Origin of the sequence: Paenarthrobacter sp. YJN-5 (genome assembly GCF_015040095.1) — a bacterium.
Classification (GTDB): domain Bacteria; phylum Actinomycetota; class Actinomycetes; order Actinomycetales; family Micrococcaceae; genus Arthrobacter; species Arthrobacter ureafaciens.
Window position 1 is genome coordinate 912,395 of sequence record NZ_CP053544.1, and the last position, 25,270, is coordinate 937,664.

The window sequence follows — 25,270 nt, forward strand, 5'->3', positions numbered from 1 at the left end:
AAGGCATTTCCAGTCCCAATAGAAAGGGCCGGGAACGGGCGTAGAGCAGGCCAGCACTGAGGCGCTCACTGTCCGCTCCGGTAGGGGTTGGGGACGTTTAGCGACAGTCCGGGTTCGTCGCTCATGTGTCGCATGGCCCGTGACTTGCCTGCTGCGAAGCCCTCGTCCCATGCTTGCGCGGCGATGAACGGGGCAGCGGCGGTGAGGGCGGCGCGAGCGATGGTCGCCGCCTCAAACTCGTTCTTAGTTCCGGTCAGCACAACCCAAGCAGCCGCTTCTACCGCTTCGTCAGGGACGGTCCCTCCGCTTACTTGGATGCGTACCGAGTCGCGTGGCTCAAAGGGCCGCGCGACACCACCAGCAGCCGCTTCGTCAGGGACGGTCATGCAGCGTCCTCGTAGGTCTTGGCGAAGATGTCCGGTTTGCAGGGGTAGAACTCGCCGTTCACGCCCCTGATGATGTAATCGCCGTATTGAGCCCACATGAAGCCTTCAAGCGTCTTGACCTGGAATGCGTGGGTTGTCTCGATGCCTCCTTGGCGCATGATGTAAGGCGACAAGACTTCTACATCACCGCCGCCGTCGAAGATCCACGAGGTAACGTCTGGTCGGCTGTCCTCGGTGACTTCCATAGCTTCGATGACTACGGGCTTTTTGCGGTACTGCTTCGGGGTGCTCATGCTGTTCTTCCTTCGAGTGGTGTGCGGCGTGCGTTGTGGTAGAGGTCGAGTACGTCGTTGAGGCGGTAGGCGGGTGGGATTGGGTCGCCGGTTTCGTTGGTGGCGGGGTTGGCGCGTTCGAGTTTGGGCGGGTTGCCGTTCCTGGCGGTGGCCCATTTGCGGATCCGGTCGGCGGTTACCTCAATCCCGTACTCAGGCGCACTGAGTTTGCGTGAGAGGTCGGCGGGTGTGCCCACATGCTGCCCGAACACGCCCTTAGCGAAGTCACGCCACGCCAAAACCTCGTACGTTTCCCCGCATGTTTGGCAGCGTGCTTCTGGTTGGCCTTTGATGGCGTAGAGGTCGGTTTCGCATTCGGCGCATCTGCCGGCGAAGACTTTGGGCTCACGGCGTGTGCGTGCCCCGTCGAGCCCTTCCGTGTGGGTGAGTAGGGCTTTGTGGAAGTCGTCTGCCCATAGTTGCCCGACGATCCAGGCGGCGCGGGCGAACAGGTAGTTGGTGAGGGAGTGCACGTCCCGGCCTGTCAGCCCTTCGCCGGTTTCCATGGCGATCCTGAGTGCCCGATCCATGAGCAGGCGGTGCGCGGCTGCTTTCTTGTCGATGAGGTCAACGTCCACGGGTAGCGGCGCGTGCTCATGCGAACCAGACGAGGTGCGGTGACCGTAGCTTGCCGTGAAACTGCCCCGGCCCACGTTCACCGCAGCCACCACCTGATCCAGGGTTGTGAGCGCCCGCTCAAGCTGCTGTGCCGTGACCGTCACGCGTCACCCTTGAGAGCAGCAACCACGGCGGCAACGAGGTCGCGTGAGAGGACGTACCCGCTGGCCCGCATTGTGCTTACTGCCGTCTCTGCCTGCTCCAGTACCGCTTCGGAGAACATGACCGCATCAGCAGCGGCAAGTCCTGTCTGTGCTTGCTCAAGTGATTCGCGCTGCACTCTTGCCCTTGCCGCTGTTGGGCTTTCTCCGTGCGCCGCGAACGTCCACACTTGCGGACCCCAAACACGAGGCGACATAGCCCTTGCCGCTGCTTCGATGCGTTCCTGGGTCATCGGTTGTCCTTGTCTTGTTCGTGTTCGCAGTGTTGGGGGTTGAGGTGGTGGAGTAGTTCGGGGATGTTGTATAGGCCGGTGCCGCGCATTTGGTCGAGTGCGTAGCGGGCTTTCGCGAGCTGACGGGATGCGTCACACATCAGTCCCTCCAGTAGTAAGCGCGGGTTCCATCCTCGGGACGAAACTCTGGGGCGATCTTGCACCACCACGTATGGTCACCAAGCACCTTGCATTCGACGCAGGTGTTTGCTTCCGGGAAATGCTCGGTGCAGTATGGGTTCGGCTCCATCATCGAGCCGGGTTCTACTGAGCTTCCGTACGTGGTCCAGGTGCTTGGGTCGGTGACGGTGCACGTGCAGTCGCTCATGCTTCGCCCCTGAGCGCTGCCTCAACAGCGGACCGGAGCGAAACAATTTCGTCCATGTGGTCGCACTCCGCAAGCACGGCTTTCACGGCGGCGAGTAGGCGGGCGGTGTCCGTGGGGGCGTTCGCGATGAACTCTTGGTTCCGCCGCTCCGGGTAGAGCAGCGCCGCGCAAGTGAGAACCTGTTCGCCGCCCTTCCCTTCGAGGACTCTACGAAAGTTGGAATGATCCCAATCCCACGGACCCGCTGTTGCCGCGTTCAAGCGTTCCTGGATGGGTTCGAGCAGGTGCGGGAGACTGTGATGCTCAGGATGGGTGGTCATTTGCGGGCCCGGTAGTTCTTGACGATGTTTTCTACTTGCGCGATGGCTAGTGTTGCGTCGAGGTTGGAGGCTTTCTTGTACCCGTGGACTTGGCAGGCGAGGTATGCGATGGCTTGGAGCATCTCGGCTTTGGTGCCGGTGAGGTGGTTGATCTGTTCCTCAGCCTGGGCAAGCGTCCAGCCGTGCTCTTGTTCAGCTGGCGCCATCGCAGGGTCAAGCCTGAACATCGCGGCGTCGCCTATGTCCAAACCCTTAGGGCGTGGTGCTGCGCTCATTTGTGTGTCTCGGTTCTGGTTGGTCATCATGCTCGCTGCCCTTCTTCGAGTTCGGCCACGCAGATGCCTTTGCAGGTTGCACAGATCATGGAGTCGTGCCAACCTTCCTCGCCAATGCCAAGTCCTGACTTGGGGCCACCGATCCAGCCCATTGACCAGCGGTGTTCACGACCGAACCGGCAAGAATCGGTGTGGGTTGGGCAGCAGGTTCGCGGCGCTACTGGCTTGCGGTTCCTGCTTGGCTTGATCTTGATGACGAGGCTCATGATGTTCGCCGGCTTCCATGCTCCGGGGCGGGCCGCTCATAACCCGCCTGATGTGTCCTAGTTTACACCAAAACCCGCAAGAAAGTGCAACAACTTACGAACTTTTACCCGGACGTTTCCCCGACAGCAAAGCCACCAAATCATCCACCGTCATAAACACAACCTGCCGGCCAGGATCAGTCGTCCCACGACGCTTCGCCACCACAACACCAGCTATCGCGTTAGGCAGATTCAGGCGTTGAATCTCCACCTCAGTCAGCCAAGTGCCAACGAGGAATCTGCCGCCATAGTCCTTGCATTGGACGGCAACAGGCTCGTCGTTGAACGTCTCCACATTCCCGATGTCGCCGCGATCGTTGGCGCCGTATTTGGGCTGCCGATCGATAAACCTCGACACATGCGCCCGCAAATAATCCGCAACCGAACGCTCATGCCGACTGCCCGCAGCCTTCGCACTAGACCGTGACCTAACCACAAACAACCCCCTCACAAGCCACAGGCTCGATTCTCCCGGCCTCACGCGCACGCCGCGGAAGGATGGACGCCCCCTGTTCTGTAACAGCGTTAGCAAGCGCTTTCCAAGTGTTTTTCATGATGCACGTTCTTTCAGGGTTGTTTCACGTTGTTGTTTTCCGGCTTCCAGGAGTTGAGCCCAGCGTTGTGGGTCGCGTTGGCGGAGCGGGAGTTCGTCGTTGGGCTTCGCTGGTGCTGCGGTGAGTGCCCGTTGCGCTGCCGCCTCGGAGGACTTCAACTGTCGTGCCCGTGTGGCGATTTCGGAGGGTGCTGGCGCGGTCGCGTACAACCTGCGGTGCTCAAGGATCGCGGTCTTCGCATGCTGCGCCTCGGTCCGCGCCAGAGCGTGAGCCCATGTCGTCACGTTCGGTTCGTTGAGCTGCACCCGGCCATCGAAGGAGTTGATCCAGGTGAGCATTTTGATCACGTCAGGGGTTTCCACTAGGCCTCCAATTCGAGGATCGGTTCGTGCGGGTGTTGCTGGGCTTCCCAGCCGTGGAGCAGTTCGATGCCCTTGGCGAGAGCTCGCTGCCCATGGTCCGGTTGCGAGCCGCCGCGGGCTGGGAGCGGGTCGTCGTCCCAGCAACCGCCGTTCAGCCACGTTGCCGGGTGCTTTGTGAACTCAGGCACCCGGTTCGGATCTGAGGCGTAAGCCCTGACCCCGGCTAGCAGCGTCTCGGCGCTGACCAGCTCCCTGGCTTTCGCGTAGGCTCTCTCGGCTGCTGCCCTGCCCGTTTTGCGGGGATATTCGAGGTACCAATCCAAGAACTCATCCGGTCGCGGACGCGCTCGCGCGTCTTTTGATTTAGCTACGTTAGTAGCTAAGTCTTTGTCTATGTCTATGTCTGCTACAGGTTTGCTACCGGTTTGCTTAGCATTTGCTTTAGCACTTGCTAGACGGTTTGCTTTGGTTTTGCCACCCAACCTGCCAGCCTCGGAGCGCTTCTTACGGAGCTCCGCTATCTCCTGCGCGGACTGCTGATGCTCCAGGTAGTCGTGCATTTCGACGTGGGTTTCGTGCATGATCGCGTAATCGACCAGCAGTTCTTTGCGGACCTTTGGGGGTAGCCGGTTGAACAGGGCGAGGGGGATTTTCCCGTCTGTTTCCTGGCGGTGTGAGTAGCACCAGAACTCGACTACTGCGCGGAAGGCTTTGTCTGAGAGGCCGATTGTTTTGGGGTGTTCGGGGAATCCGTCGTGGACTTTGATGAAGTACCGGTCGTCAGCCACTCCGCCTCCTTTGTGCTTGTTGTTCGCGTTGTTGGCGCATGGTTTGTTTGCGTGCTGTGTCCGCTTGTTTGCGCTGCTGCCGGCGCTCGGCATCCGAGGCGTAGGTCATACCCTTACCTCAAGGATGGTTTTCGAGGGCACCCGGTAGTCTCCAAAGTCGCCACTGACCGTAACTGTTGCTGAGTTCACGCGGATTACGCGGTGCCATCCGTAGTGGGTGCGGACGGCTCGTGCCACTTTGAGTTCTTCGGGGGTGAACGGAACAGGCTTGGTCCGTTGTGCGTATTCTTCTGCCTGCCGCGCCGTTTCGGCTTCCTGTGCCGCTTTCGCCTCGGCTAGGCCTTGGTCAATGCTCCGCTCGGTCGCCGCGGCACGTGCCCGGTAAGCGCTTCGGGTGTCACGTTTCATGCTGCGATGTCCTTTGCGTATCCGTGGTGCTGCGGGTCGTCTATCAGGTCTTCGTCCCAGGCGAGTGGTGGGAGCCATCCGTTGGTTTGGGCTACGATCCGGGCGCGGGTTGCCGCGCGTGACGGTAACGGGTTTGGGGTCATTTGGAGCCGGGTGAAGACATCAGCTATTGCTTGGGCCGTTTCAGCGCGAATGTACTTTTGCTTGAGTGCGTGTCTTGGCTTGTCCGGGTGGATGCCGGCAAGTTTGGCTTGTTCTTCGAGTGGGTAGCCGATTGCGGCGAGGGCTTGGACGCGTCGGATGGTCCCGGTTGCGTTGGTTTTTCCTTCGGGTTTGGTTCGGTCTTCGAATGTGACTCTGAGGATGGATTCGGAGGTGCGGTTGATGATTGTTTTCTGGCCGTCGAGGATGCGCGAGATGGTTTGGTGTGCGTTGGCTGAGTGGTGAGCGATTTCGGCTTTTGTCATGCCTTGTTTGAGTAGGTTTCGGATGTGTTTGCGGGCCGCTGCTGCGTCTACTTTGTGGGGGCGTGGGCGCCCGTATGCTTCGAGGCGGCGGTGTCGGTCTCGGTCACGGGTGGCTGCTTTGGTGCATGGGGTGCAGCGGCATGCGTGGGTGAGGTAGTTGTTGCGTGTGCCGTGGTAGTGCTGTGTCCTGGGGCAGTGGCAGTTGGTGTTGGGGTTCAATTGTTTTCCTCGAATCTGATGGCTAGGTCTGGTCTGTTGTGGCGTCGTAGCCAGCGGGCGAGTGTTTGTTCGTGTTTGTAGCCGGCGACTGTCATGGCGGTGTGGCTTGATTGGCCTTGGGCGAATTGCCATTCGATTTCTTCGATGAGGTGCGCGGGTTTCATGCTGCGGCCCGGATTTCTTTGTTGGCTGTGGTGACCCATTGTTGGCGTGCGATGGCTTCGTCTGCTTTGGCGTCTTCGCGGTGGATTTCGACGGCGTTGAGGTTGCGTCGTGCTGCGAGGATGTCGCCGCCGTGTTTGTTGGTGTTGTAGACGTTGGCTTGTGCGACGGCGAGGCGGTGGGTCCATGCTTCGAGGATGTGACGGGCTTCGTCGTAGCGTGCTTTGGCTATTTGGGTGGGGGTGGGTTTTTTGCTCATGGCTTGCTCTCCCGGGGTTGGTGCGGGCGCCGACGTGTGGCCGGCGCCCGCAGGTGGATTAGAAGGACGGTTCGTTGCCCCAGCCGCTTGTGCTGGCTGCGGGAGCGGCCCAGGGATCGTCCTGTGGGGCCTGCTGGGAGCGGGGCTGCTGTACCTGCTGGGGCTCGGCCTTCGCCAGCTTGCGTACCGTCTGGAGGTTCAGGACAGGCTTGGACTTCTTCTCGCCGTCCTTCTCCCACTGCTGCGTTTCGAGGCGCCCGACGACGTACACCTGTTCGCCTTGGGTCAGGATTTCGGCGAGGCGTTCGGCGGTCTGCTCCCATGCTTGGGCGTCAACGTAGAAACTCTTCGTGGTGACCCATTTGCGTTGCTGGTCGTCATATTTGGAGTCATTGAACGCGAGCCGCATGGACAGGACTGCCTTGCCTGACTGCGTGTAGCGAAGCTCGGGGGCGTTGATGATTCCGGCGATGTCGGTGATGGTGGGGATGCTCATTAGGCTGCTTCCTGGGTGATGGTGGTTGCGTATTTTTCGAGGTTTGCCGGGGTGGTGTAGATGGTGATTGTCTTTGTCATACGGCTTTCTTGGTTCGGAGTGGCCTACGAGTCCAGTGCCATGAGCCGTGTTGGCATTGGTAGTAGCGGACTGGTTCCCCGCCTCGCGCGGCCCAGACTCGGGCGTGGACGAGGCGGGATTCCTCAAGAGTTGAGGATTGGACTTTCCCGCAGGCACAACGGTTACGCGGCATCGGGCGCGGCGTCATTCAGGAGGTCGATGATCCTGGTGGCCTCCGCTTTGGTGATGTCGCGGCGGGACACGAGTTGCCTGCCGATGATGGATTCGAGGTATTCCTTTTGCGCGGACGTGCCATCGTCGGTGAATCCGTTCTGGTGGAGCAGGGCGAACATCATCTTCGATTGGGGTTCGGTGATGAGTTCGACGCCGGGTTCGTCCACGATTTCGGCGGGTTCGTCGTCGGCGGGTGCAGGCAGGTCAGCCGGTGGTTCGATGGGCGTGACCGGTCGGCGGGACCGCGTTTGCTTCGGTTTGGGTTCCGGGGCTGGTTCGGGCGCTGGCGCCGGGGCGGGGTGCTGGTTGTCAGCTTGCGCCATTTCCTCCGCGGTGTAGATGCCTGACAGGTCTTGTGGGAAGGCCTTGCGGAGAGCCAACGCCTCGGCGCACTTGGCAAGCATCGTGGACGACATCTTGGCCCACATAGTTGACACTCCGCCGTCCTTCTTGGTCTGAACATATTCGGACCATAGGGCGGTTGCGGTGAACTTCTGTCCTGCCCGGACCACAGTGGCTTTTGCTGCGGCGGGCGGAGTGGTCGGGAGCCACACGTCACGCCACTGCCCGTCTTCGCCGCACCACAAGGTGTCCTCATACCCGAGCGTTTCGTGGGCACGATCAGCGGCACGGCGTGCGATGAGACGGTAGCCGTCAATGCCTGTCTGAATGGTGTACTTCGTTTCCCACTGCTGCGTGCGCTGGTTCTTCTGGTTGCGCCCGATCATGTATATCTGCCGGGCGAACGGGTCAAGGCCGGTACGTACTGCCTGGTGGAAGAAAATGGCGAGGTCTTCCCGGCCTGCTGCTTCCACGCCGAGCTGGCGGAGGGTTGCGACCTGACCGGGGGAGAACTCGGTCTGTCCATCCTGGATGGTAAGGGCGGTGCCCTGCTGACGGATTGCTACTGTGCTCATTGTGGGTTCCTTTGGTTAGGCGGCTGCGCTGAGGGGTGCGGTCATTGGTTCGGGGATCAGGTCACGCTCACGGGTGGTGTAGTAGGTGTAGGCGGCGGCGCGGAACATCGCATAGTGCCGGTCGATCGCTTCGGGGTTCGGCGCGAGTAGGTAGAGGTTGGTGCCGAGGGGCGCGTCACCGTAGCGGGCGTTCTCCCCTTCGCGGTCCGTGGGGGTCACGTGCGCCACATATGTCGCCTCAATGTGGGGTAGCTCAAGTTCGGTGTCCGGGTCAGCGTCCGTCGTGTAGAAGTCAGCCTTCGAGTACGCCGCGGTCTGCAACTTCGTCTCCCCGTACACGCCCTTAGCGGTCTTGAGGTCGATCATCACAACCTTGTCCCCGTGGAGCTTCGGGATGCGGGCCAGGAGGTCGAACCTGCCGGCGACGTTCTTGCCGGGGTAGATGTTTCGGATGCCGACGTTGCATTCGGAGAGTACTGGTTCGACGCCGAAGCGGTCGAGGAAGTCGAGGTACCCGTCGATGTATCCGGCGAGCTCGTGGTCGAAGGTGACTTCTTCGCCGTTGTGGAGTGCTTCGGCGAGTGCGTGGACGGCGGTGCCGCGTTCGGCTGCTTTGTCGCGTAGGTCCCATGGGGCTTTGCGGATGGTGTCGTAGGGTGCGCCGGGGTTGTCTACGGCGTATTGTGCGGCTTGGTTTGCGGCCCAGTAGGGGAGTGCGGGTTTGGGGATGGCGCCGCCGAGGATGGTGGTCACTGAGGTGGGGCGTTTGCCGTCGAGGGTGTAGCGGTGTCCTTCGTGGCTGAATTTGAGGCTCATTGGGTGTGCCTTTCGAGGTTGAGGGAGTGGATGGTGGCTTGGATGGCTTGGGCGCGCTGCTCGCGCTCGTACTGCTCTTGGGTGGTCATTCGATGTCCTCGCGGGGGAGTGGGTCCGTGGTGGGCTGGCAGCCACAGTGCGGGTTTCCGCATTGGGCGAAGGTGTCCGGGGTGGCCCATGCTTCGTCCGGGTCAAGCGGGTCCGGGAGGCGGGTCATCGGTTCGCCAGTTCCAGCAGCACGTCAGCGTGGCAGGGTTGGTCGAGCGGGCACCAGCACGCCAGGTTCTTCCCAGCGAGCTCATCGCGGGCCATCCCTCTGTGCGGGTGCGGGCCGTCTGCGCGGTGGTGGTTAGCGATCCAGAGCCCGTATAGCGTCACGGCATCATCGGGGTGCAGGCTCGAAAGGGTCAATAGCTGCGCTGTGCCGTATCCGAAACGTTCGCTGATGATGAAGTCACTACCGACCGCGAAGGGGTTGCCCCATTTGGATCCGCGCCCGACGTAAACGGTGTTCTCTGGCATCCGCCACCCTTTGGTGCGCTTCCGCTGGATCCGCTGCGGGCTCATTGGACGGTTCCGAAGATCATGGCTTCGAGGTCGCCGGCCAAGCGCTTTACCCTGCGGCGTGCGAGGTGCGCGTTCGGTACTGGGGGGACGTGGTTGAGGATGGCTTGGCGTGCGGGTTCGAACACTGCTTGTGGCTGGTAGGAGTTGTTCGACGGGATAAGCGGGAAAGTCATGGTTGTGTGTTCCGTTCCTTGTGGGTGTCCCAGATGGCAAGGGCGTAGGCGAATAGGAAGACGAGGGCGAATGCGCAGGCGGTGAATCCGATGGACGCGCAAAGGTAGATGAGGACAAGTTCCGGGCTCATGCCGCCACCGGCAATCCGAGACGCTCAGCTTGGCGGGTCGCGATGCGCCGGTTGCGGGCCCGCGCACGCTCATCGTTGATGGCCTTGACCTTAACCGGGTTCCGACGAGCGACCTTATTACCGTGCTCGATAGCGTCAGCCAGGGTCTTGAACCCGGCGCCGCAGTGTCCTTTGGTGATGGGTCCGTAGTATTCGACGCGGAATGAGTCGCCGTCGATGTAGATGCGGGGCTTTACGGAGATGTCCTCGAAGCGGAGTCGCTTGCTCATGATTCGCCTTTCCTCGTTGCGTCTGCGTCGTCTTCGTGACGGGTTTGTTGTTGGTCTTCGTGGTGTTCGCGGTCGGTGTAGTAGAACCAGTCCCGCGGTTCGGTCCAGTCGTAGGATTTGCCGGTTTTCATGTGTCCTCCGAGAACCTTGTTTCGAGTTCGTGCATTTCGGTTTCGGCTTCTTTGAACCGGTCGATGTCGGTTTGCCGTGGGGTGCTGCCTGCTGCGACAGCTTTGGCGATTTGGTAAGAGAGGCTGTCACGGCGCTGCTTGGCTCGCTGCCACTTCTCAAACGTGCTGCTCATGCCGCCACCGCCGTGACTGTGGTGACTGCGCCGTGCTCGGTGATGGTGACTTTCCCGAAGTTCGTACGGGCCGCTGCTTCAAGCTCCATCGTCCCGAGGATGCTCGGGTCTTTGTGAAGGTCCGAGGTGAGTGCGGAGAAGCTGATCTTCTTCATGGCTGGTTCCTTATGCGGCGTTGCGGTCGAGGATGCGCGGCTCAAGGTCCAGGGCCTCAGCAAGGCGCGGGATCCGGCTCGCCGGGATAGGCCGGCGCCCCGTCTCATACCCGGTCAAGGTCGAGTGGTCGCAGCCGATGTAAGTGGAGAGGTCGTCCACCGTCATGTAACGGCGGTTGCGGGCACCGGCGACGATGAGGCCGATGCGGACGTTGTCGATGTCGGTGACCTTTGCAACAGGCGCGGTCTTCTTGCTCAATTGGTGCTCCTAACTTGGTTGCTCATTTGGCCTCTCCTGCTCATTTGGAGGGCGTGAAACAAGAGTATGCAAGAAGATGCAACAAAGTCAACAGAAGCAGTGCAACAAAATGCAGAAACAGTGTTTCCGCAGGTCAGACGCGGTTTTTTCTTTCACGTCACAAGGTCTTGTTGCACCAAAACAGTGCAACCCCATCGCAAAAAAACTTTTGGTGTTGCAAGAAAACCTGCGACACCATGAGAGAGCGATACCAAGTAGCCCAATGAGCGGGGCCACCCAGTACCCACGTACATGAGCGACCCAAAGACAAGTACCTGCAACCCTTGGCGGGCAGGTAGTACAAGAAGGACAGTTAGCGCATGAGTGAAGACAAGAACCTGCAAGGCCTCGCCTTGTGGATCAGCATGGGCCTATCCCGTAAAGGCATCGGAGCGGAAGAGTTCGCACAGAACCATCTCCCGCCGAGCTCACGCCGGTCGTTCTACAACTGGGCAGCCGGCAGGAACGCCCCGCAGAAAGCCGCGCACCCGATCCTTGAACAAGCCCTCGGCTGGAAACCGGGGGCCGTGCACAGGATCCTCACGGACGGGTTCGTGACCGAGCAGGACGTGTTCCAGGGGGACGAGGACAAGGCCGCGAAGCGCGCCTCGGAACTCTCGGATGAGGAACTGCTGTCGGAGATGACGCGCCGGATGTTGTTCTACCGTGACAAGGCCGAGGTCGCCGACGCGAGCGTCATCAAGATCGATGCGACTCTCCATGAAGGCAAGCCGGAAAGTAAGTCTGCTGATAAGCAAAACCATGGGACCGTTACCGCTTTGGGCACGCGTCGCAAGGCGCCACAGTACCTTGCGGCACGGACAGAAATACCAAGTGATAGCTCACTAGACGACTCGGACGAGTAACGTAACTCGACACGCCGCGAGGGTTTGTAAAACCGGCATATTAATCGTTCCATTTTCCCTAGCGGCCCTGCTGGGGGGTGGCGGTTAGAGGCATTAGGGGCGTGTCGAGTGCGCGGAGTTGTGTACGAAGAACTCAGTGATGGGGCACTGGGGTACTACGACCACGAAGATGGATTGATCAGGGTGGACCCGCGGAAACCGCGGCGCAAAAGGCACGTGACGATCGTTCACGAAGCGTTCCACCGGACACTAAGGCACGGGGAAGACGCCATGCCGAAACGGGTATCCAGGGAGATTGTCGTTGAGCGGATGACGGCGTTGTATTTCATCAGTTTCCGTGACCTGTTGGACGCGTTTTTGCAGTGCGGGTCGGTGGATGAGATGGCCCGGTTTCTGAATGTTGACAATGGGCTGATCTATGCGAGGTGGCTGGCGTTGACGCCGATGGAGCAAGCCATCCTGAATGTGTGCGGGCGGAGCTGTATCGGCATCGATTACCGTGACCCTGTCCGTGATGGTTTATCACGCATCGCTTGACAGCCATGAGACAATGGGTGTATAAGAGGGGGTTTTAATGCCACGACCACAACTAGGCATCGGCGAATACGGCACCATCGGCTACAGCCGCGACGGAACCAAACACGTCGCCATGGCCCGATACCGCGACACGGACGGCGAGACGCGCCGCGTGAAAGCGGTAGGCACATCCAAAAGCGCAGCAGCCGCCGCACTCCGGGAAAAGTTCAAGGAACGCGCCCGCCGAGGCGGTGAAGACGACATCACATCAGAGTCAACCGTTGCGGAACTCGCCGACAGATATCTTGCCGAGAAGCAAGCCGAAGACCTCGCGCCGAACACGATCCACAACAACCGGCGCTCCATGGAGAACCACATCAAACCCAAACTCGGGAAACTCCGGTTACGGGAAGCGTCCCCGCAGCGCATCTCGAAGTTCATTTCGGGCGTGACCGTGTCGAACGGGCCGGGTACGGCGCTCATGGTCCGGTCTGTCCTGTCCGGGATGTTCGCCGCGGCCGCCCGGTGGGACGCAGTCCCATCAAACCCGGTCGCGTTCACCAAGCCGCCGAAGCTTGAGCAGAAACCCATCCGGGCGCTCAACTTGGACGAGCTCGTGCGGATGCGTGAGCTCGCGTCGGAGGTTTTCGCGCCATTCACCCTTGAGCAGCGTTTGGAGCGGGCAGGCGGCGACGTGCGGCGTCTGGGAGGGCAGAACAGGTCACGTACCACCCTTGACATCATTGACTTCCTCATCGGGACCGGTTGCCGGCCCGCCGAGGCCCCCGGTCTTGCGTGGGAGGACGTGCACTTGGACGATGAACTGCCGTGGGTGAAGATCCACAAGCAGATCGTCATGGTCCCCGGTGAGGGCCTGCTGAGGACCCCCACCAAGGAACGGGACGTGCGCGACCTCCGCTTGCCTGGGTTTGTGGTGGAGATGCTGCGGAAGCGCCGCGCCGAGCACCCGGACGCGGTCATGGTGTTTCCCGCCGAGCGCGGTGGTGGGTATCGGTCACCCAGGAACATCGCCACAGCGTTCCAGAAAGCGTTCGCTGGCACTGAGTTCTCATGGATGACCCCCAAGACCCTGCGCAAGACGGTAGCTACCCTGATCGACGGGCAGGCTGGTTCCGCGCAGGCCGCGCAGCAGCTCGGGCACAAGTCCGACACGATGACCCGCCGCCACTACATCGAACCCTCACGCCTGCCCATCGACTCCGGGTCCGTGCTGGAACTGTTTCAGCAGGAATCGGCTTAGTGGGTGTATTGACAGGATGTATATACACCCTGTAGCTTTGTCTCATCGGAACAACGAAAGGGCAAGGCAAGTGAGTAAGGTTCAGGAACTTCAGGTAGTTACTATCGCCGGCGCCGACTACACCGTTGAGGACTGGTCCGGGATGACGATGCTCATCTCCGCAAAGGGAACCGCCTACTGCGTCGAAGAAGGCATCTCGCAGCCGATTTCGTTTCCTGGTGGCACGCCGCTCCGCAAGCGCGGAAACCCGGTGCGCGTCATGAACGTCGGCGGCTTCATCGAAGAAGTAAAGAAGTGAGTCCGTTCGAACAAGCGCCCCTCTGGGAAGAGGGGCGCGCTACCGCCCCGCTCCCTACGATGCCGGGAATGGCTCCCGGCATCGTTGCGGTTCGGGAGTCGGCTGACGGCAAGAAGTTCTACACGCTGCAATGCGCGTCCTGTCACGCTACAGAGGAGCCGGTCCACTTGGTGCTGATGACATTCAAGTTTCACCCACGCACCCCGGACAACAACCCGCGCCTGTGCAAACCTTGTCGCATCAAAGTGCACCCAGACTGCACTTGCCATGGATGCAAAGAGGACCGCACTGGAAGTGAATACTAGGTCTATGAGCAAAGGAACCAAAGTACGCACGGTGCGCATCGATGACGCACTGTGGGATGCAGCCCAAGCCAAGGCCGCTGAGCAGGGTGAGAACCTGAGCGAGATAATCAGGGGAGCCCTCACGGAATACGTGTCTACGGGACTGAAACGGGACACAACGACCACGGGCCGAAAACAAGCGGACAAAAGACCAAAACATGTTGCATGTAGTGGAACATCCAAAACGAGTTAGATCGGAAAGACCCTGAAAGACAAGACCTGTACTTGCACGTTCCTTCACAAGCCTGTTCTGAACCGAATTGTACTTTTCTACGGCTTTACTCCGATCGCCGACCCGGATGCAGTGCGCTTATGGCAGCGCGCCCTCTGCGAGAAACTGGGCCTTACCGGCCGCATCCTGATCTCCAAGGACGGCATCAACGCAACCGTCGGCGGCGAGCTCAACAACATGAAGCAGTACGTCAAAACCACGCGTGAGTACAAGGGTTTCCACGATATCGACTTCAAATGGTCCGACGGCGGCGCTGACGACTTTCCGCGGCTCAGCGTCAAGGTCCGCGATGAGATTGTCTCCTTCGGCGCACCGGGCGAGTTGAAAGTGGACGAGAACGGCGTTGTGGGTGGCGGCAAGCACCTGCAGCCCGAGGAGCTGCACGCCCTGCTGGACAGCAAGAAGGCCGACGGCGAGGACGTTGTTTTCTTTGACGGCCGCAACGCGTTCGAGGCTCAGATCGGCAAGTTCAAGGATGCGGTGGTCCCGGACGTCGCGACGACGCACGACTTCATCAAGGAACTGGACTCGGGGAAGTACGACGCCCTCAAAGATAAGCCTGTGGTTACGTACTGCACCGGCGGGATTCGTTGCGAAGTTCTCTCCAGCCTGATGGTCAACCGGGGATTCAAGGAGGTCTACCAGTTGGACGGCGGAATCGTCCGGTATGGAGAGACCTTCAAGGACAACGGTCTTTGGGAGGGCTCGCTGTACGTCTTCGACAAGCGCATGCATGTGGAGTTCAGCGACGACGCCAAGACCATCGGCTCGTGTGTCCGGTGCTCGGCGCCCACCAACAAGTTCGAGAACTGCTCCAACCCAAGCTGCCGTACGTTGACGCTTTACTGCGCGGATTGCGCTTCGGATCCGGCAACCTTGAGGTGTCCGGACGGCTGCGAAGCCGCCTGACCGCCGTCGGGCGCCGAACCCAAAGGCGGCTACCCGCCCAAGGCGGCTACCCGCCCAAGGCGGCTGACCCGCTAAAGCCGGCTGACCCGGTACGCGAAGTTGGCATCGGACCTCGTTCCCACAGTGATGTCCAGGACCGCATCAGCCTCGAGTTGCACGACGGTCACGCGGGCATTTGCGCACCCAAGGGTCAGATCCACCAAATCCGATTCGCCAAGCGCCACTTTGAACGAGACCCTGCGGGTGCCGCGGCAGGCCAAGGTCACCGCGTACGTGCCGCCGGGCAGTTGAACCGTTTGTTCCGTCCGTGATTCTCCCGGCTCCAGGTAGCCGCTGCTTGAGTAGAAAGACCGTCCCTGGGATTCGGGCAGTGCCGCTTGCGCCCACTCTTTCAGGGCTTCACCGGTCACTGTCGATTCCAAGGCCGGATCCGGAGGAAGCACTACGTTCCGGCCCGCGGAGGTCGTGGAATCAGCTTCGGCCCGGCCAGGTTCCTCATAGGTGTACTCGCACCCCGTCAGCGCCGTGACCACTCCAAGCAGAAGCACGACGGCGGAACCCGCCAACCGTTGCGGGCCCACGGAGCCAGCCGCCTTGCCGCCCATGTTCTGACTTTACGCTTGCGCGCCGGCTCTCCATAGAGCCTGTTGTTGGTTCGATGGAGGCGGAGTTCAGCTCGTCGCGGGCGCCAGTTGGTAGGCGTAGATCAATGGCGCGTCAACGCTGCTCGTGGAGATGATGACCGCCCCTGTGGCCGGGATCTTGATCTTCACGGTTTCACGGCTGCCGTTGCAGGCAGCGCCGGCGTCGGCGATCTGCTGTCCGCCCGTAGATACCGCGAAGAAAGCTTTCCCTCCGCCGTCACAGGCCATGGTGAGGGTGTACTGGCCGGCAGCAACGTTCTGAGCATCCTTCACGATCGGGTCCCGGTCCAGGATCTTTCCCGAGTCCTCCAACACAATGCCGGACGCGGCGGGCAGTGCGTCCTTCTTCCAGGCGGACACATCGGCGCGGGAGATGTCCACCGGCTGCTGGCATGCGGTGGCTGCCAGCAGGAAGCCGGCGGCAGTGAGAACCATGCCGGCACGGCGGACTGTGGAGGAGAAATTGAGCATGGTTCCACGCTACCGGTTTCCCCGCAGGAGACTTTCCACATAGCGCATCCACGGTGAACCGGCAGGGCAACCCCGACCATAGACTGGCAACGTGAACCCATCCACATCAGTGTTTTCCTCAGGCAATACCCCCGATGCTCCCCGCAGTGACCAACCGGCGCTCCTGGCTGCCCTTGCAGACGCGTTCAAGTCAGTGAATTACACGCTCGACGGCGTTGCGGACCTTCTGGGGCCATCAGCCTATGCGGCGCTGGGCAGGGACCAGATCATTCCGGCCCTTTTGGCCACGGAACGGACGTCGGGTTCGGACCAGGCCGGGCTTCGGGGGCTGACAGTCCTGGTGCGGCTATGGCTTCTTGCGGTTCCGCAGGCTGTTGAGGACGTTGATGCCGCCCTGCCTGGTCCAGGTGCCAACGGGCTCGCCGAGCTCGGGCTTGTCACCATCGCGGACGGGTTTGTTACCGCCGCCGTCGATGTCCGTCCTTATGGATGGGACGCTAATCCGGACGGCAGCGGCGGAGCGGAACTGTGGGTGGCGAGTGACCTGGCGGCCCACCAGCAGCCGGGCGTGCTGCGGCACGACCATGTCCTGGGGATCGGCCAGGCTTCCACAACGCTGGTGCAGACCACCATCAGGCCGCATGCCAGGCGTGCCCTGGACCTGGGTACCGGTTGCGGAATCCAGACCTTCCACCTGCTCCACCATTGTGAGCACGTCACGGCAACAGACATTTCGGAAAGGGCCCTGGCCTTCACGAGGTTCAATCTCGTCCTCAACGCCGCAGCCTTGGAAGTGGATCCAAACAACCTCGAAGCCCGCATCAGCCTGAGGCTCGGTTCCCTCCTGGAACCGGTGGAAGGCGAACAATTCGACCTCGTAGTCTCCAACCCGCCCTTCGTCATCACTCCCCGCACCAAGGGAGAATCCGCAGCAGACCAGTTCACCTACAGGGATGGTGGTTTGCCGGGCGACCAGATCGTCTCTTCCTTGGTGAAGTCCCTCGGCAGCGTCCTCGCGCCAGGCGGAACCGCCCAAATGCTGGGCAACTGGGAGATTACCGCAGGTGCGCAGTGGAAGGACCGGCCTGCGTTCTGGCTCGAGGGTTCCGGACTGGACGTCTGGTTCATCCAACGCGAGCAGGTGGGGCCCGAACAGTACGCCGAGACCTGGCTCCAGGACGCATCCGAGTCACGGGACCCGAACCACTACAAGGAGGCCTACGCTGCCTACCTTGCGGACTTCGCCTCCCGGAATGTGGAGGGAATTGGTTTCGGCATGATCTGGTTGCGTCGGCCGGCGGGAAGCCAGGGCATCATCAGCCGGTTCGAGGAAATCACCTACCCCATCGAGCAACCCATAGGCCCCCATCTGGGCGCGGCCATTGCAAGGGCGGACTGGCTGTCGGCCAACCAGTTGAAGGATGCCCAACTGCTGGTGGCCGAGGACGTCACCGAGGAAAGGCATCAACGGCCGGGCGCTGAGCACCCCGGAGTGATTCTGTTGCGGCAGGGGGCAGGCCTCCGCAGGACCAACCTGCTGAGCAGCGAACTAGCCGGCTTCGTCTCTGCCTGCGACGGTGACCTCAGCGTCAACCAGATCGTCACGGCACTGGAAGCCCTCCTGGGCGGGGAAGAGGGATTCGACGCCGAAGCCTTCACCTCCACGCTCTTCCATGAGGTGGGCAATCTGGTGCTGGACGGATTCCTCGTGCCGGACGAGCCGGGCACATCTCCATGACGCACGCAGATCCACGGAGGTCATTCCCCGGTGCCGGCACCCGCCCTCCATCAGTGCCCCCACGTGGCGCTGATCACCCTGGACGTGACGCTGATTACACTGATGAAGTGATTGCGAAGAATCAAGAGACCGGGGTGGCGGGCGAACCGGCGGGCAGTGGACGCAACGAGCAAAAAGTTGAGATCACCGACCCCAAAGCCATCCGCGCCTTGGCGCACGCGGCGAGGTTGGAAGTCATCTCGGAACTCTATGCCACGCAGGTAAGCCACACGGCCACGGAACTTGCTGCCAGGACGGGCCTGACTCCCAGCGCCATGAGCTACCACCTCCGCGCACTCCAGAAATGGGGGATCGTTGTTCCGGCCGAGAACGCAGGCGACGCCCGCGAACGTCGGTGGAAGGCGGCAGGGAAGGACTTCACCATTTCCGGCGGCAGCGTCGCCAGCCCGGAGATTGCGGTTGTCGATCTGGAACTCGATGCGTTCAGGCGGAGGGCTTCCGCTTTTGCCAAGGCCAGGGGTGAACGGCGGCAACGCGGTGAGACTGCGGAGGAACCGGCATCGGTGCTCCTGTCCAGCAACCTGCTGTATCTGACCAACCAGCAGCGGAAGGAACTTTCGGACAGGATCCGTGAAGTTCTCAGGGAGTACGAGCTCGAGGATCCCACCCGGATTCCGCAAGATGCTGAACGTGTTGCTACGTTATGGTCGATGATTCCGGACGATCGGTCAGCGCCCGGGAACTAGGACTCAGGAGCCAGCCACCAACCGGCATCCTGGAAGGGCGGATTGACCGGCCCAAACGCAGGATTCTGCAAACTATGGTGAACTAGGCCAATATGGGCACCAGCCCAAATACACATTTTTTCTGTAGGAGCACCGTGCCCAGCAAGGCAAAAACCGGCAAGAAACTCGTGATCGTGGAGTCTCCGGCCAAGAGCAAGACCATCGCCAAGTACCTTGGCGAAGGCTTCATCGTCGAGGCTTCCATTGGTCACATCCGTGACCTTCCGCAGCCGTCCGACCTCCCTGCAGAACTCAAGAAGACCTCGCTGGGCAAGTTCGCTGTTGACGTTGAGCACGACTTCAAGCCGTACTACGTCGTCTCCCCGGACAAGAAGAAAAAGGTCGCCGAACTCAAGGCCCAACTGAAAGACGCCGACGCGCTCTACCTCGCAACCGATGGGGACCGCGAAGGCGAAGCCATCGCGTGGCACCTCCTTGAGGTCCTGAAGCCCAAAGTTCCGGTCTACCGCATGACCTTCGGTGAAATCACCAAGGAAGCCATCCACCGCGCGATGGACAACCTGCGCGACGTGGACACTGCCCTCGTTGATGCGCAGGAAACCCGACGGATCCTGGACAGGCTGTACGGCTACGAAATTTCGCCGGTGCTGTGGCGCAAGGTTGCCCGCGGCCTTTCGGCAGGACGCGTGCAGTCCGTGGTGACCCGGATGGTGGTTGACCGCGAACGTGAGCGCATGGCGTTCAAGGCCGCTTCCTACTGGGACCTGACGGGCCAATTCGGCGCCGATTCGGGCTCCTTCAAGGCCAAGCTTGCTGCCGTCGATGGCTCCAAGGTTGCCACCGGCCGCGATTTCAATGACGACGGCCAGCTGGTCTCCTCGAACGTGGTCCACCTCAACGAGGAACTCGCCACCTCCCTTGCTGCCGGCCTGGAGAACGCGGACTTCAAGGTCCGCTCCGTGGACACCAAGCCGTACACCCGCCGTCCCGCCGCTCCGTTCACCACTTCCACGTTGCAGCAGGAGGCCGGCCGTAAGCTCAGGTTCTCCTCCAAGAGCACCATGCAGGTTGCGCAGCGCCTGTATGAAAACGGCTACATCACCTATATGCGTACGGACTCGTCGGCGTTGAGCGACGAGGCCGTCACGGCCGCGCGTCGCCAGGCCGCTGAGCTCTACGGTCCCGAATTCGTGCCGCAGAGTCCGCGGATTTACGCGAACAAGGCCGCGAACGCCCAGGAAGCGCACGAGGCTATCCGCCCGGCCGGTGACTCCTTCCGCACCCCGGCCCAGGTGGCCAAGCAGCTCAGCGGAGACGAGTTCCGGCTGTACGAACTCATTTGGAAGCGCACCGTGGCTTCCCAGATGGCAGATGCAAAGGGCTCCACGGCAACCATCCGCCTTGGCGCAGTTGCCGCGGACGGCCGGGACGCCGAGTTCTCTGCTTCCGGTACCGTGATCACCTTCCCCGGCTTCCTTGCCGCCTATGAGGAAGGCAAGGACGAGGGCCGCGGCGATGACGACTCCGACGACGCCCGCCGCCTGCCGAACGTGGCCAAGGACGATTCCCTTACCGCCTCGGATATTGTTGCGGTCGGCCACGAGACATCTCCGCCGCCGAGGTACACCGAAGCGTCACTGACCGCTGAACTGGAAAAGCGCGGCATTGGACGCCCGTCTACCTACGCTTCGACCATTTCCACCATCCAGGACCGCGGCTACGTCCGGAAACAGGGTTCTGCGCTGGTACCCAGCTGGATCGCCTTCTCCGTAATCCGCCTGCTGGAACAGCACTTCACCGACTATGTGGACTACGAATTCACCGCTGACATGGAAGGCGACCTGGACAAGATCGCCAACGGGCAAGCGGTGGGCGCAGCGTGGCTGAAGCACTTCTACTACGGAGAAGATGCCGATCCCGGCCTGTTGAGCATCGTCAACAACCTCGGCGAGATCGACGCCCGCGAGATCAACTCAGTGCCGATCGCAGACGGCATCACGCTGCGGGTGGGTAAGTTCGGCCCGTACCTTGAGAGCACCATCCCCACGGTCGATGAGAAAACCGGGGAGGTCGTGGAGTCCGCGCGGGCCAATGTTCCCGAGGAACTGGCCCCGGATGAGCTGACGGCAGCCAAAGCCATCGAGCTCATGGAAACGGCGGCACCGGAGGAACGGGTCCTGGGAACAGATCCGCACACCGGGCACACAGTTGTAGCCAAGAACGGCCGCTACGGCGCTTACGTCACCGAGATCATCCCGGAAATGACGGAAGAACAGCTCGCCAACCAGCCGGTTGAGTATTACAAGAACGGCAAGCCGAAGCCGCCCAAGAAGCCTGTGAAGGTCAAGCCCCGCACCGGCTCGCTGTTCAAGTCCATGTCCGTGGACACCGTCACGCTGGATGAAGCTTTGCAGCTGATGAGCCTGCCACGGGTGCTCGGCGAGGACGCGGAAGGCAACCCCATCACCGTGCAGAACGGCCGGTTTGGGCCTTACCTGAAGAAGGGGACGGACTCGCGCTCCATTGGTTCGGAGGAGGAAATCTTCACGATCACCCTGGAGCAGGCGCTGGAGATCTATTCGCAGCCCAAGCAGCGTGGCGCCCGTGCAGCGGTACCGCCGCTGGCTGAGTTCGGTCCCGATCCCGTGTCGGAAAAGAACATCGTGGTGAAGGAAGGCCGCTTCGGCCCCTACATCACTGACGGCCTCACCAACATCACGGTTCCGCGTTCCACGTCCTTGGAAGAGCTCACCAGGGAACGGGCCATCGAGCTGCTCGCCGAGAAGCGCGCCAAGGGCCCGGTGAAACGGACCACCCGCAAGGCACCGGCCCGCAAGGCAGCGGCGAAGAAATAGCACTGCGCCGGGACGCATGGCGATGATCGCACTTTGCGTCCCGGCCGCCATCATGGTCGAGTAGAACCATGACTGAACAGACTGCCGCCCCGGACAACCAACCATTGAATGATCTTGAGGCGAAGCTTGCTTTGGCCGAGCAGCCGGATGCGAATCCGGTGGATGTCATCCTCGCCTTCCTGAACAACGAGGTCTACCTGGTCAGCTCCGAAGCCGTGGACGGTCCGGATTCCTCCGTGGAACCCTTGGTGCTGTCCAACGCGGACAACCAGCCGGTCCTTGCTGTCTTCAGCCACCCGAGCCGTGTGGATGCCCGCTTCCTCGAGGCGGCCCCGAACGTGCTGGGCACCATGGGCTCGGCCATCCTCGCGAACATCGGCGACGAACTGGGCTTGGTCATCAACCCTGGAAGTGAACACGGCTTCGAGATCGATCCCGAAGGCATCGCCAATATCCGCCGTGATTTCAAGCGGGCGGACGAAGTCGGCGAGGCAGCAGAGTAAAAGGGCCTCAGAGTCGGACGAAACGTGCCCGCGAGTTGCTTCCCGGGCTTCGATTCGGTGAATAATGGCAGAATGCGTCTTGGCGTTCTCGACATCGGGTCAAACACCGTCCACTTGCTGCTGGTCGATGCCCATCCCGGCGCGCGTCCGGTGGCTTTCGCCTCCCATAAGCGTCCGTTGTCGCTGGTGCAATACCTGGACGGCGACGGAAACATCAGTGATGAGGGCCAGCACGAGCTGATCGAATTTGTCCTTGAGGCGTGGGAGTTCGCTGCCCGCCACAAGGCCGAGGATCTGTTGGCCTTTTGTACCTCGGCCATACGCGAGGCCACCAACGGTGCCGAGGTCCTGGCCAGGGTCAAGCACGAAACCACCGTGACGCTGCAGGAACTCACCGGGAGCGAAGAAGCGTCCATGACGTTCTTCGCCGTGCGCCGCTGGTACGGCTGGGGGGCCGGGCCCATCCTGGACCTGGACATAGGCGGCGGCTCGTTCGAAATGGCCTACGGCACTGACGAGCTTCCCGAGTTCGCCACGTCCGTCCCCTTGGGCGCGAGCCGGCTCACCCGGGACTGGCTGCATGAGGACCCGCCTACGGCCAAGAGCGTCAAGGAACTGCGCCGGTACATCCGCTCGACCCTGAAACCGGTGGTGCGCGAATTCCAGGAACTCGGCCGGGCCAACCTCGTGGCGGGGACGTCCAAGACTTTCCGGTCCCTGGCACGTATTGCAGGTGCCGCACCGAGCGCCGCAGGCCCGTACGTCAAACGCGAGCTCCATGCGGCGGACCTCGGCCTCTGGGCACAGCGGATCTCCGCGATGACCGTGGCGGATCGCCTGTACCTCCCGGGTGTTTCCGATGCCCGGGCCCGCCAGCTGCTCGCCGGAGCACTGGTTGCCGAGGCTGCATTGGAGCTTTTCGAGTTTCCCAAAATGGAGATCTGTCCGTGGGCGCTGCGGGAGGGCCTGATCCTCCGCCGGCTGGACCAGTTGGTGTTCGAGGAAGCCCTCGAGCCGGCCCCGCATGTGGGCAAGCGCAAGAAAGACAAGTCCAAAAAGAAGAAGAAGGCCAAGGAAAGCGAAGAGCACACGGATACAGACAAGCACTTGGAAACAGCCGGGCAAGCAGATGCCGACGGTCCCGCGCACCCGGTAGAGGGCCTGCCGGTACAGCTCGGCGCACCGGTCTCCGACACGGCACCGGCCACGACGGCAAGGGGGTTGGCTTCCTAGGATGACTACCGACGTCGAACCTTCAGAGAACCATCGCCGGATTCCGGTGGCGCTGTCCAGCGCATCCGTTTACCCGCTCAGCGTCCACGACGCCTTCGCCGTGGCCCAGGACCTCGGTTATGACGGCGTGGAGGTCATGGTCACCAACAATGCCGTGAGCCAAAACCCCGGTGCGCTCATCCAGCTAAGCCACCGCTACAACCAGGAAATCGTGTCCATCCACGCACCCACGCTGTTGTTGACGCAACAGGTTTGGGGCACCGCCTGGAACAAGATTGAGCGTTCCTGCCAGATGGCCAAGGAGGTGGGTTGCGACACCGTGGTGGTGCACCCGCCTTTCCGGTGGCAGTCCAACTACGCCGAAAACTTCGTTGAAGGCGTCCGTGAGATCTCGGCAATGTACCAAGTGCACATCGCCGTTGAAAACATGTACCCGTGGCGCGTCCGGGGACGTGAAGCGGTGGCTTACCTGCCGCACTGGGACCCGATGGAGGGGGATTACGACGCCGTCACGTGGGACTTCTCGCATGCGGCCACTGCCGGGGCCAACAGTTTGGAGGCCGTGAAGGCCTTGGGCAGCAAACTGCGGCACGTCCATCTCACGGATGGTTCAGGCTCAGGCAAGGACGAACACCTGGTCCCGGGAACAGGAACCCAGCAGTGCGCCGATGTCCTCCAACATCTTGCCTCCAACGGGTTCGCAGGCGCGGTGGTGGCCGAAATTTCCACCCGTAAGGCCAAGGTCACGGGGGAGCGTGAGGAGATGCTCGCCGAGACGTTGCGCTTCGCACGGCAGCACCTCGCCGCCCCGGTCCGCAGCCTGGAGGGTTAGCACCGGCTTCAGCAAGGCCCGGGACCCGGACACAAAACCCGGGCCCGGGCTTTGCCGTGCTTACAACGAAAGCCTTTGCCCCGCGTTTTGGTCTATAACCCGCTTAAAGGCGAAAGCACCGGCGGCCGATTCGGGAAATGGGGGAAAACCCGTCCCGGCCACCGGTGCTGCTGGCGGACATCCCCATGCCCGCCTCATCACTCGCACCCTCAATGAGGTAAGAACCAACTTACGGACCAACCTTGGGTGGGGCCTGCAATAATCTTGGGAACTTGCTGTGAATCCCTCAGTGCGGACTCCGTTCGACCCCTCCGCAGGGGAACTGCCATGATGGACCAATGAGCAACCGAATCGCATTCCTTGGCTGTGGATCAATGAACGAGGCAATTCTCACCGGCATCCTTGCTGCCGGGACCGCCCCTTCGGATATCGTCGCCACGGTGCGGCGGGCCGAGCGTGCGGAGGAGCTGGCCGAGCGCCACCGGGTTACCGCTATTGCAGGCGAAGAGGAACCGGACAACAACAAACTGGCCACCAAGGGTTCCAGCATGGTTATCCTGGGCGTCAAACCTGTGGGCATCACGGACCTCGCCCGGGAAATCAGCCCGGCGCTGGCGAAGGATACGGTGGTGGTCAGCGTTGCTGCTGCGGTTTCCATTGCCCAGCTTGAGGCGGCCCTCCCGGACGGCCAGCCGGTGATCCGCACTATGCCGAACACTCCCTCCAAGTTGGGCCGGGGCGTCATCTCAGTGTCCCCCGGAACGCACTGCACGCCTGAACAGCTCGAGTCAGCCAAGGCTGCCTTCGCAGGAGCCGGCAAGGTCGTGGAGATTCCTGAGGAGCAGGTGGACGCCCTGTCCGCGATCAGCGGCTCAGGTCCCGCCTATGCGTTCTACCTGGCCGAGGCCATGGCCGCCGCCGGTGTTGAGCTCGGTCTGGACGAGGAATTGTCCGTCATGCTTGCGCGCGAAACGGTAGCCGGGGCCGGCTTCATGCTCGCTGAACCGGGTGCGGACCCGAGCGCACTCCGCAAGGCAGTCACCAGCCCGAACGGCACCACCGAGCGCGCCATTGCCGCGTTCGACGACGGCGGGCTGCCCAAGATCATTGCCGAAGGCGCCCGTGCTGCCGCAGCGAGGGCAGCTGAGATCACCAAGGAGCTTGGCTGACCGCCCGCGCTGACCGC

39 protein-coding genes are annotated in these 25,270 nt (G+C 61.6%); 12 read left to right on the top strand and 27 right to left on the bottom strand.

Going from position 1 to position 25,270, the window contains the following annotated elements; translation table 11 throughout:
• Positions 1-65 precede the first annotated feature (65 nt).
• The 25 genes from HMI59_RS04340 to HMI59_RS04445 all read right to left on the bottom strand — a co-directional run bounded on the left by HMI59_RS04340 (position 66) and on the right by HMI59_RS04445 (position 10,597).
• A complete protein-coding gene (locus HMI59_RS04340) occupies positions 66-386 on the bottom strand; it encodes a hypothetical protein (protein ID WP_193592933.1) in 321 nt (106 codons plus the stop codon).
• A complete protein-coding gene (locus HMI59_RS04345) occupies positions 383-679 on the bottom strand; it encodes a hypothetical protein (protein ID WP_193592934.1) in 297 nt (98 codons plus the stop codon). The genes HMI59_RS04340 and HMI59_RS04345 overlap by 4 nt, the downstream gene beginning before the upstream one ends.
• Positions 676-1,440 (bottom strand): hypothetical protein, encoded by a 765-nt coding sequence (locus HMI59_RS04350; protein ID WP_193592935.1) that lies wholly within the window; start codon positions 1,438-1,440, stop codon positions 676-678. Before HMI59_RS04350 ends, HMI59_RS04345 begins: the two co-directional genes overlap by 4 nt.
• Complete coding sequence (locus tag HMI59_RS04355) at positions 1,437-1,730, bottom strand: hypothetical protein (RefSeq protein WP_193592936.1); 294 nt, start codon at positions 1,728-1,730, stop codon at positions 1,437-1,439. Before HMI59_RS04355 ends, HMI59_RS04350 begins: the two co-directional genes overlap by 4 nt.
• On the bottom strand, positions 1,727-1,870 hold the full coding sequence (locus HMI59_RS04360) for a hypothetical protein (RefSeq protein WP_193592937.1): 144 nt from the start codon (positions 1,868-1,870) through the stop codon (positions 1,727-1,729). Before HMI59_RS04360 ends, HMI59_RS04355 begins: the two co-directional genes overlap by 4 nt.
• 223 nt (positions 1,871-2,093) lie before the next feature.
• Positions 2,094-2,417 carry a hypothetical protein gene (locus tag HMI59_RS04365; protein WP_193592938.1) on the bottom strand — a complete coding sequence of 108 codons (324 nt, stop codon included), beginning with the start codon at positions 2,415-2,417 and terminating at the stop codon, positions 2,094-2,096.
• A complete protein-coding gene (locus HMI59_RS04370) occupies positions 2,414-2,692 on the bottom strand; it encodes a hypothetical protein (protein WP_193592939.1) in 279 nt (92 codons plus the stop codon). The genes HMI59_RS04365 and HMI59_RS04370 overlap by 4 nt, the downstream gene beginning before the upstream one ends.
• A 26-nt stretch (positions 2,693-2,718) precedes the next feature.
• On the bottom strand, positions 2,719-2,958 hold the full coding sequence (locus tag HMI59_RS04375) for a hypothetical protein (protein WP_193592940.1): 240 nt from the start codon (positions 2,956-2,958) through the stop codon (positions 2,719-2,721).
• Positions 2,959-3,547: 589 nt separating this feature from the next.
• Positions 3,548-3,913, bottom strand: coding sequence for a hypothetical protein (locus tag HMI59_RS04380; RefSeq protein WP_193592941.1), 366 nt, complete (start codon positions 3,911-3,913; stop codon positions 3,548-3,550).
• Positions 3,913-4,701 carry a hypothetical protein gene (locus tag HMI59_RS04385; RefSeq protein WP_193592942.1) on the bottom strand — a complete coding sequence of 263 codons (789 nt, stop codon included), beginning with the start codon at positions 4,699-4,701 and terminating at the stop codon, positions 3,913-3,915. The genes HMI59_RS04380 and HMI59_RS04385 overlap by 1 nt, the downstream gene beginning before the upstream one ends.
• Before the next feature lie 105 nt (positions 4,702-4,806).
• The gene (locus HMI59_RS04390; RefSeq protein WP_193592943.1) at positions 4,807-5,109 is read right to left on the bottom strand and encodes a hypothetical protein; all 303 of its coding nucleotides are present in this window, start codon (positions 5,107-5,109) and stop codon (positions 4,807-4,809) included.
• The gene (locus HMI59_RS04395; RefSeq protein ID WP_193592944.1) at positions 5,106-5,576 is read right to left on the bottom strand and encodes a hypothetical protein; all 471 of its coding nucleotides are present in this window, start codon (positions 5,574-5,576) and stop codon (positions 5,106-5,108) included. Before HMI59_RS04395 ends, HMI59_RS04390 begins: the two co-directional genes overlap by 4 nt.
• 379 nt (positions 5,577-5,955) lie before the next feature.
• Positions 5,956-6,216 carry a hypothetical protein gene (locus HMI59_RS04400; RefSeq protein ID WP_193592945.1) on the bottom strand — a complete coding sequence of 87 codons (261 nt, stop codon included), beginning with the start codon at positions 6,214-6,216 and terminating at the stop codon, positions 5,956-5,958.
• Positions 6,217-6,274: 58 nt separating this feature from the next.
• A complete protein-coding gene (locus HMI59_RS04405; RefSeq protein ID WP_193592946.1) occupies positions 6,275-6,712 on the bottom strand; it encodes a single-stranded DNA-binding protein in 438 nt (145 codons plus the stop codon).
• A 242-nt stretch (positions 6,713-6,954) separates the two neighbouring features.
• Positions 6,955-7,923 (bottom strand): RecT family recombinase, encoded by a 969-nt coding sequence (locus HMI59_RS04410; protein ID WP_193592947.1) that lies wholly within the window; start codon positions 7,921-7,923, stop codon positions 6,955-6,957.
• Positions 7,924-7,938: 15 nt separating this feature from the next.
• Positions 7,939-8,739 (bottom strand): hypothetical protein, encoded by an 801-nt coding sequence (locus tag HMI59_RS04415; RefSeq protein WP_193592948.1) that lies wholly within the window; start codon positions 8,737-8,739, stop codon positions 7,939-7,941.
• A gap of 85 nt (positions 8,740-8,824) precedes the next feature.
• Complete coding sequence (locus tag HMI59_RS25930; protein WP_255527648.1) at positions 8,825-8,956, bottom strand: hypothetical protein; 132 nt, start codon at positions 8,954-8,956, stop codon at positions 8,825-8,827.
• Entirely contained in the window at positions 8,953-9,261 is a 309-nt protein-coding gene (locus HMI59_RS04420) for a DUF4326 domain-containing protein (protein ID WP_370583565.1), read from the bottom strand. The genes HMI59_RS25930 and HMI59_RS04420 overlap by 4 nt, the downstream gene beginning before the upstream one ends.
• Positions 9,262-9,302: 41 nt before the next feature.
• A complete protein-coding gene (locus tag HMI59_RS04425; protein ID WP_193592950.1) occupies positions 9,303-9,479 on the bottom strand; it encodes a hypothetical protein in 177 nt (58 codons plus the stop codon).
• Complete coding sequence (locus tag HMI59_RS25935) at positions 9,476-9,610, bottom strand: hypothetical protein (RefSeq protein WP_255527649.1); 135 nt, start codon at positions 9,608-9,610, stop codon at positions 9,476-9,478. Before HMI59_RS25935 ends, HMI59_RS04425 begins: the two co-directional genes overlap by 4 nt.
• Positions 9,607-9,879, bottom strand: coding sequence for a hypothetical protein (locus HMI59_RS04430; RefSeq protein WP_193592951.1), 273 nt, complete (start codon positions 9,877-9,879; stop codon positions 9,607-9,609). The genes HMI59_RS25935 and HMI59_RS04430 overlap by 4 nt, the downstream gene beginning before the upstream one ends.
• Complete coding sequence (locus HMI59_RS25940) at positions 9,876-10,010, bottom strand: hypothetical protein (RefSeq protein ID WP_255527650.1); 135 nt, start codon at positions 10,008-10,010, stop codon at positions 9,876-9,878. Before HMI59_RS25940 ends, HMI59_RS04430 begins: the two co-directional genes overlap by 4 nt.
• Positions 10,007-10,183, bottom strand: coding sequence for a hypothetical protein (locus HMI59_RS04435; protein ID WP_193592952.1), 177 nt, complete (start codon positions 10,181-10,183; stop codon positions 10,007-10,009). The genes HMI59_RS25940 and HMI59_RS04435 overlap by 4 nt, the downstream gene beginning before the upstream one ends.
• Positions 10,180-10,338, bottom strand: coding sequence for a hypothetical protein (locus HMI59_RS04440; RefSeq protein WP_193592953.1), 159 nt, complete (start codon positions 10,336-10,338; stop codon positions 10,180-10,182). Before HMI59_RS04440 ends, HMI59_RS04435 begins: the two co-directional genes overlap by 4 nt.
• A 10-nt stretch (positions 10,339-10,348) precedes the next feature.
• A complete protein-coding gene (locus tag HMI59_RS04445) occupies positions 10,349-10,597 on the bottom strand; it encodes a helix-turn-helix domain-containing protein (protein ID WP_193592954.1) in 249 nt (82 codons plus the stop codon).
• A gap of 359 nt (positions 10,598-10,956) precedes the next feature.
• On the opposite strand from HMI59_RS04445, the gene HMI59_RS04450 reads away from it, so the two are divergent.
• From HMI59_RS04450 to HMI59_RS04470, 5 genes are all read left to right on the top strand, one after another.
• On the top strand, positions 10,957-11,502 hold the full coding sequence (locus HMI59_RS04450) for a hypothetical protein (protein WP_193592955.1): 546 nt from the start codon (positions 10,957-10,959) through the stop codon (positions 11,500-11,502).
• A gap of 216 nt (positions 11,503-11,718) precedes the next feature.
• Positions 11,719-12,039: a hypothetical protein gene (locus HMI59_RS04455; protein WP_193592956.1), complete on the top strand. Its 321-nt coding sequence runs from the start codon at positions 11,719-11,721 to the stop codon at positions 12,037-12,039.
• Between the two features lie 37 nt (positions 12,040-12,076).
• Positions 12,077-13,279, top strand: coding sequence for a site-specific integrase (locus HMI59_RS04460; RefSeq protein ID WP_193592957.1), 1,203 nt, complete (start codon positions 12,077-12,079; stop codon positions 13,277-13,279).
• A 70-nt stretch (positions 13,280-13,349) separates the two neighbouring features.
• Positions 13,350-13,577: a hypothetical protein gene (locus tag HMI59_RS04465; RefSeq protein WP_193592958.1), complete on the top strand. Its 228-nt coding sequence runs from the start codon at positions 13,350-13,352 to the stop codon at positions 13,575-13,577.
• Positions 13,578-14,171: 594 nt separating this feature from the next.
• Positions 14,172-15,062 (top strand): rhodanese-related sulfurtransferase, encoded by an 891-nt coding sequence (locus HMI59_RS04470; protein WP_193593670.1) that lies wholly within the window; start codon positions 14,172-14,174, stop codon positions 15,060-15,062.
• A gap of 71 nt (positions 15,063-15,133) precedes the next feature.
• Here the strand turns inward: HMI59_RS04470 and HMI59_RS04475 are convergent, their stop codons facing one another.
• Positions 15,134-15,667, bottom strand: coding sequence for a DUF6023 family protein (locus HMI59_RS04475; RefSeq protein WP_193592959.1), 534 nt, complete (start codon positions 15,665-15,667; stop codon positions 15,134-15,136).
• Between the two features lie 66 nt (positions 15,668-15,733).
• Complete coding sequence (locus HMI59_RS04480; protein ID WP_166186414.1) at positions 15,734-16,177, bottom strand: hypothetical protein; 444 nt, start codon at positions 16,175-16,177, stop codon at positions 15,734-15,736.
• A gap of 91 nt (positions 16,178-16,268) precedes the next feature.
• Between HMI59_RS04480 and HMI59_RS04485 the strand changes: the two genes are divergently transcribed.
• The 7 genes from HMI59_RS04485 to proC all read left to right on the top strand — a co-directional run bounded on the left by HMI59_RS04485 (position 16,269) and on the right by proC (position 25,253).
• Positions 16,269-17,915 carry a methyltransferase gene (locus HMI59_RS04485; RefSeq protein WP_193592960.1) on the top strand — a complete coding sequence of 549 codons (1,647 nt, stop codon included), beginning with the start codon at positions 16,269-16,271 and terminating at the stop codon, positions 17,913-17,915.
• 107 nt (positions 17,916-18,022) lie between these two features.
• A complete protein-coding gene (locus tag HMI59_RS04490; protein ID WP_021473818.1) occupies positions 18,023-18,661 on the top strand; it encodes a helix-turn-helix transcriptional regulator in 639 nt (212 codons plus the stop codon).
• 134 nt (positions 18,662-18,795) lie between these two features.
• On the top strand, positions 18,796-21,516 hold the full coding sequence (gene topA / locus HMI59_RS04495; protein WP_193592961.1) for a type I DNA topoisomerase: 2,721 nt from the start codon (positions 18,796-18,798) through the stop codon (positions 21,514-21,516).
• Between the two features lie 68 nt (positions 21,517-21,584).
• Positions 21,585-22,019, top strand: a complete 435-nt coding sequence (locus HMI59_RS04500) for an SseB family protein (RefSeq protein ID WP_021473820.1) — start codon at positions 21,585-21,587, stop codon at positions 22,017-22,019.
• A 72-nt stretch (positions 22,020-22,091) separates the two neighbouring features.
• Complete coding sequence (locus tag HMI59_RS04505; protein WP_227471534.1) at positions 22,092-23,252, top strand: Ppx/GppA phosphatase family protein; 1,161 nt, start codon at positions 22,092-22,094, stop codon at positions 23,250-23,252.
• A 1-nt stretch (position 23,253) separates the two neighbouring features.
• Positions 23,254-24,084, top strand: coding sequence for a sugar phosphate isomerase/epimerase (locus HMI59_RS04510; RefSeq protein ID WP_166186411.1), 831 nt, complete (start codon positions 23,254-23,256; stop codon positions 24,082-24,084).
• Positions 24,085-24,422: 338 nt separating this feature from the next.
• A complete protein-coding gene (gene proC / locus HMI59_RS04515; protein WP_179012876.1) occupies positions 24,423-25,253 on the top strand; it encodes a pyrroline-5-carboxylate reductase in 831 nt (276 codons plus the stop codon).
• The last annotated feature ends 17 nt before the right edge of the window (positions 25,254-25,270 follow it).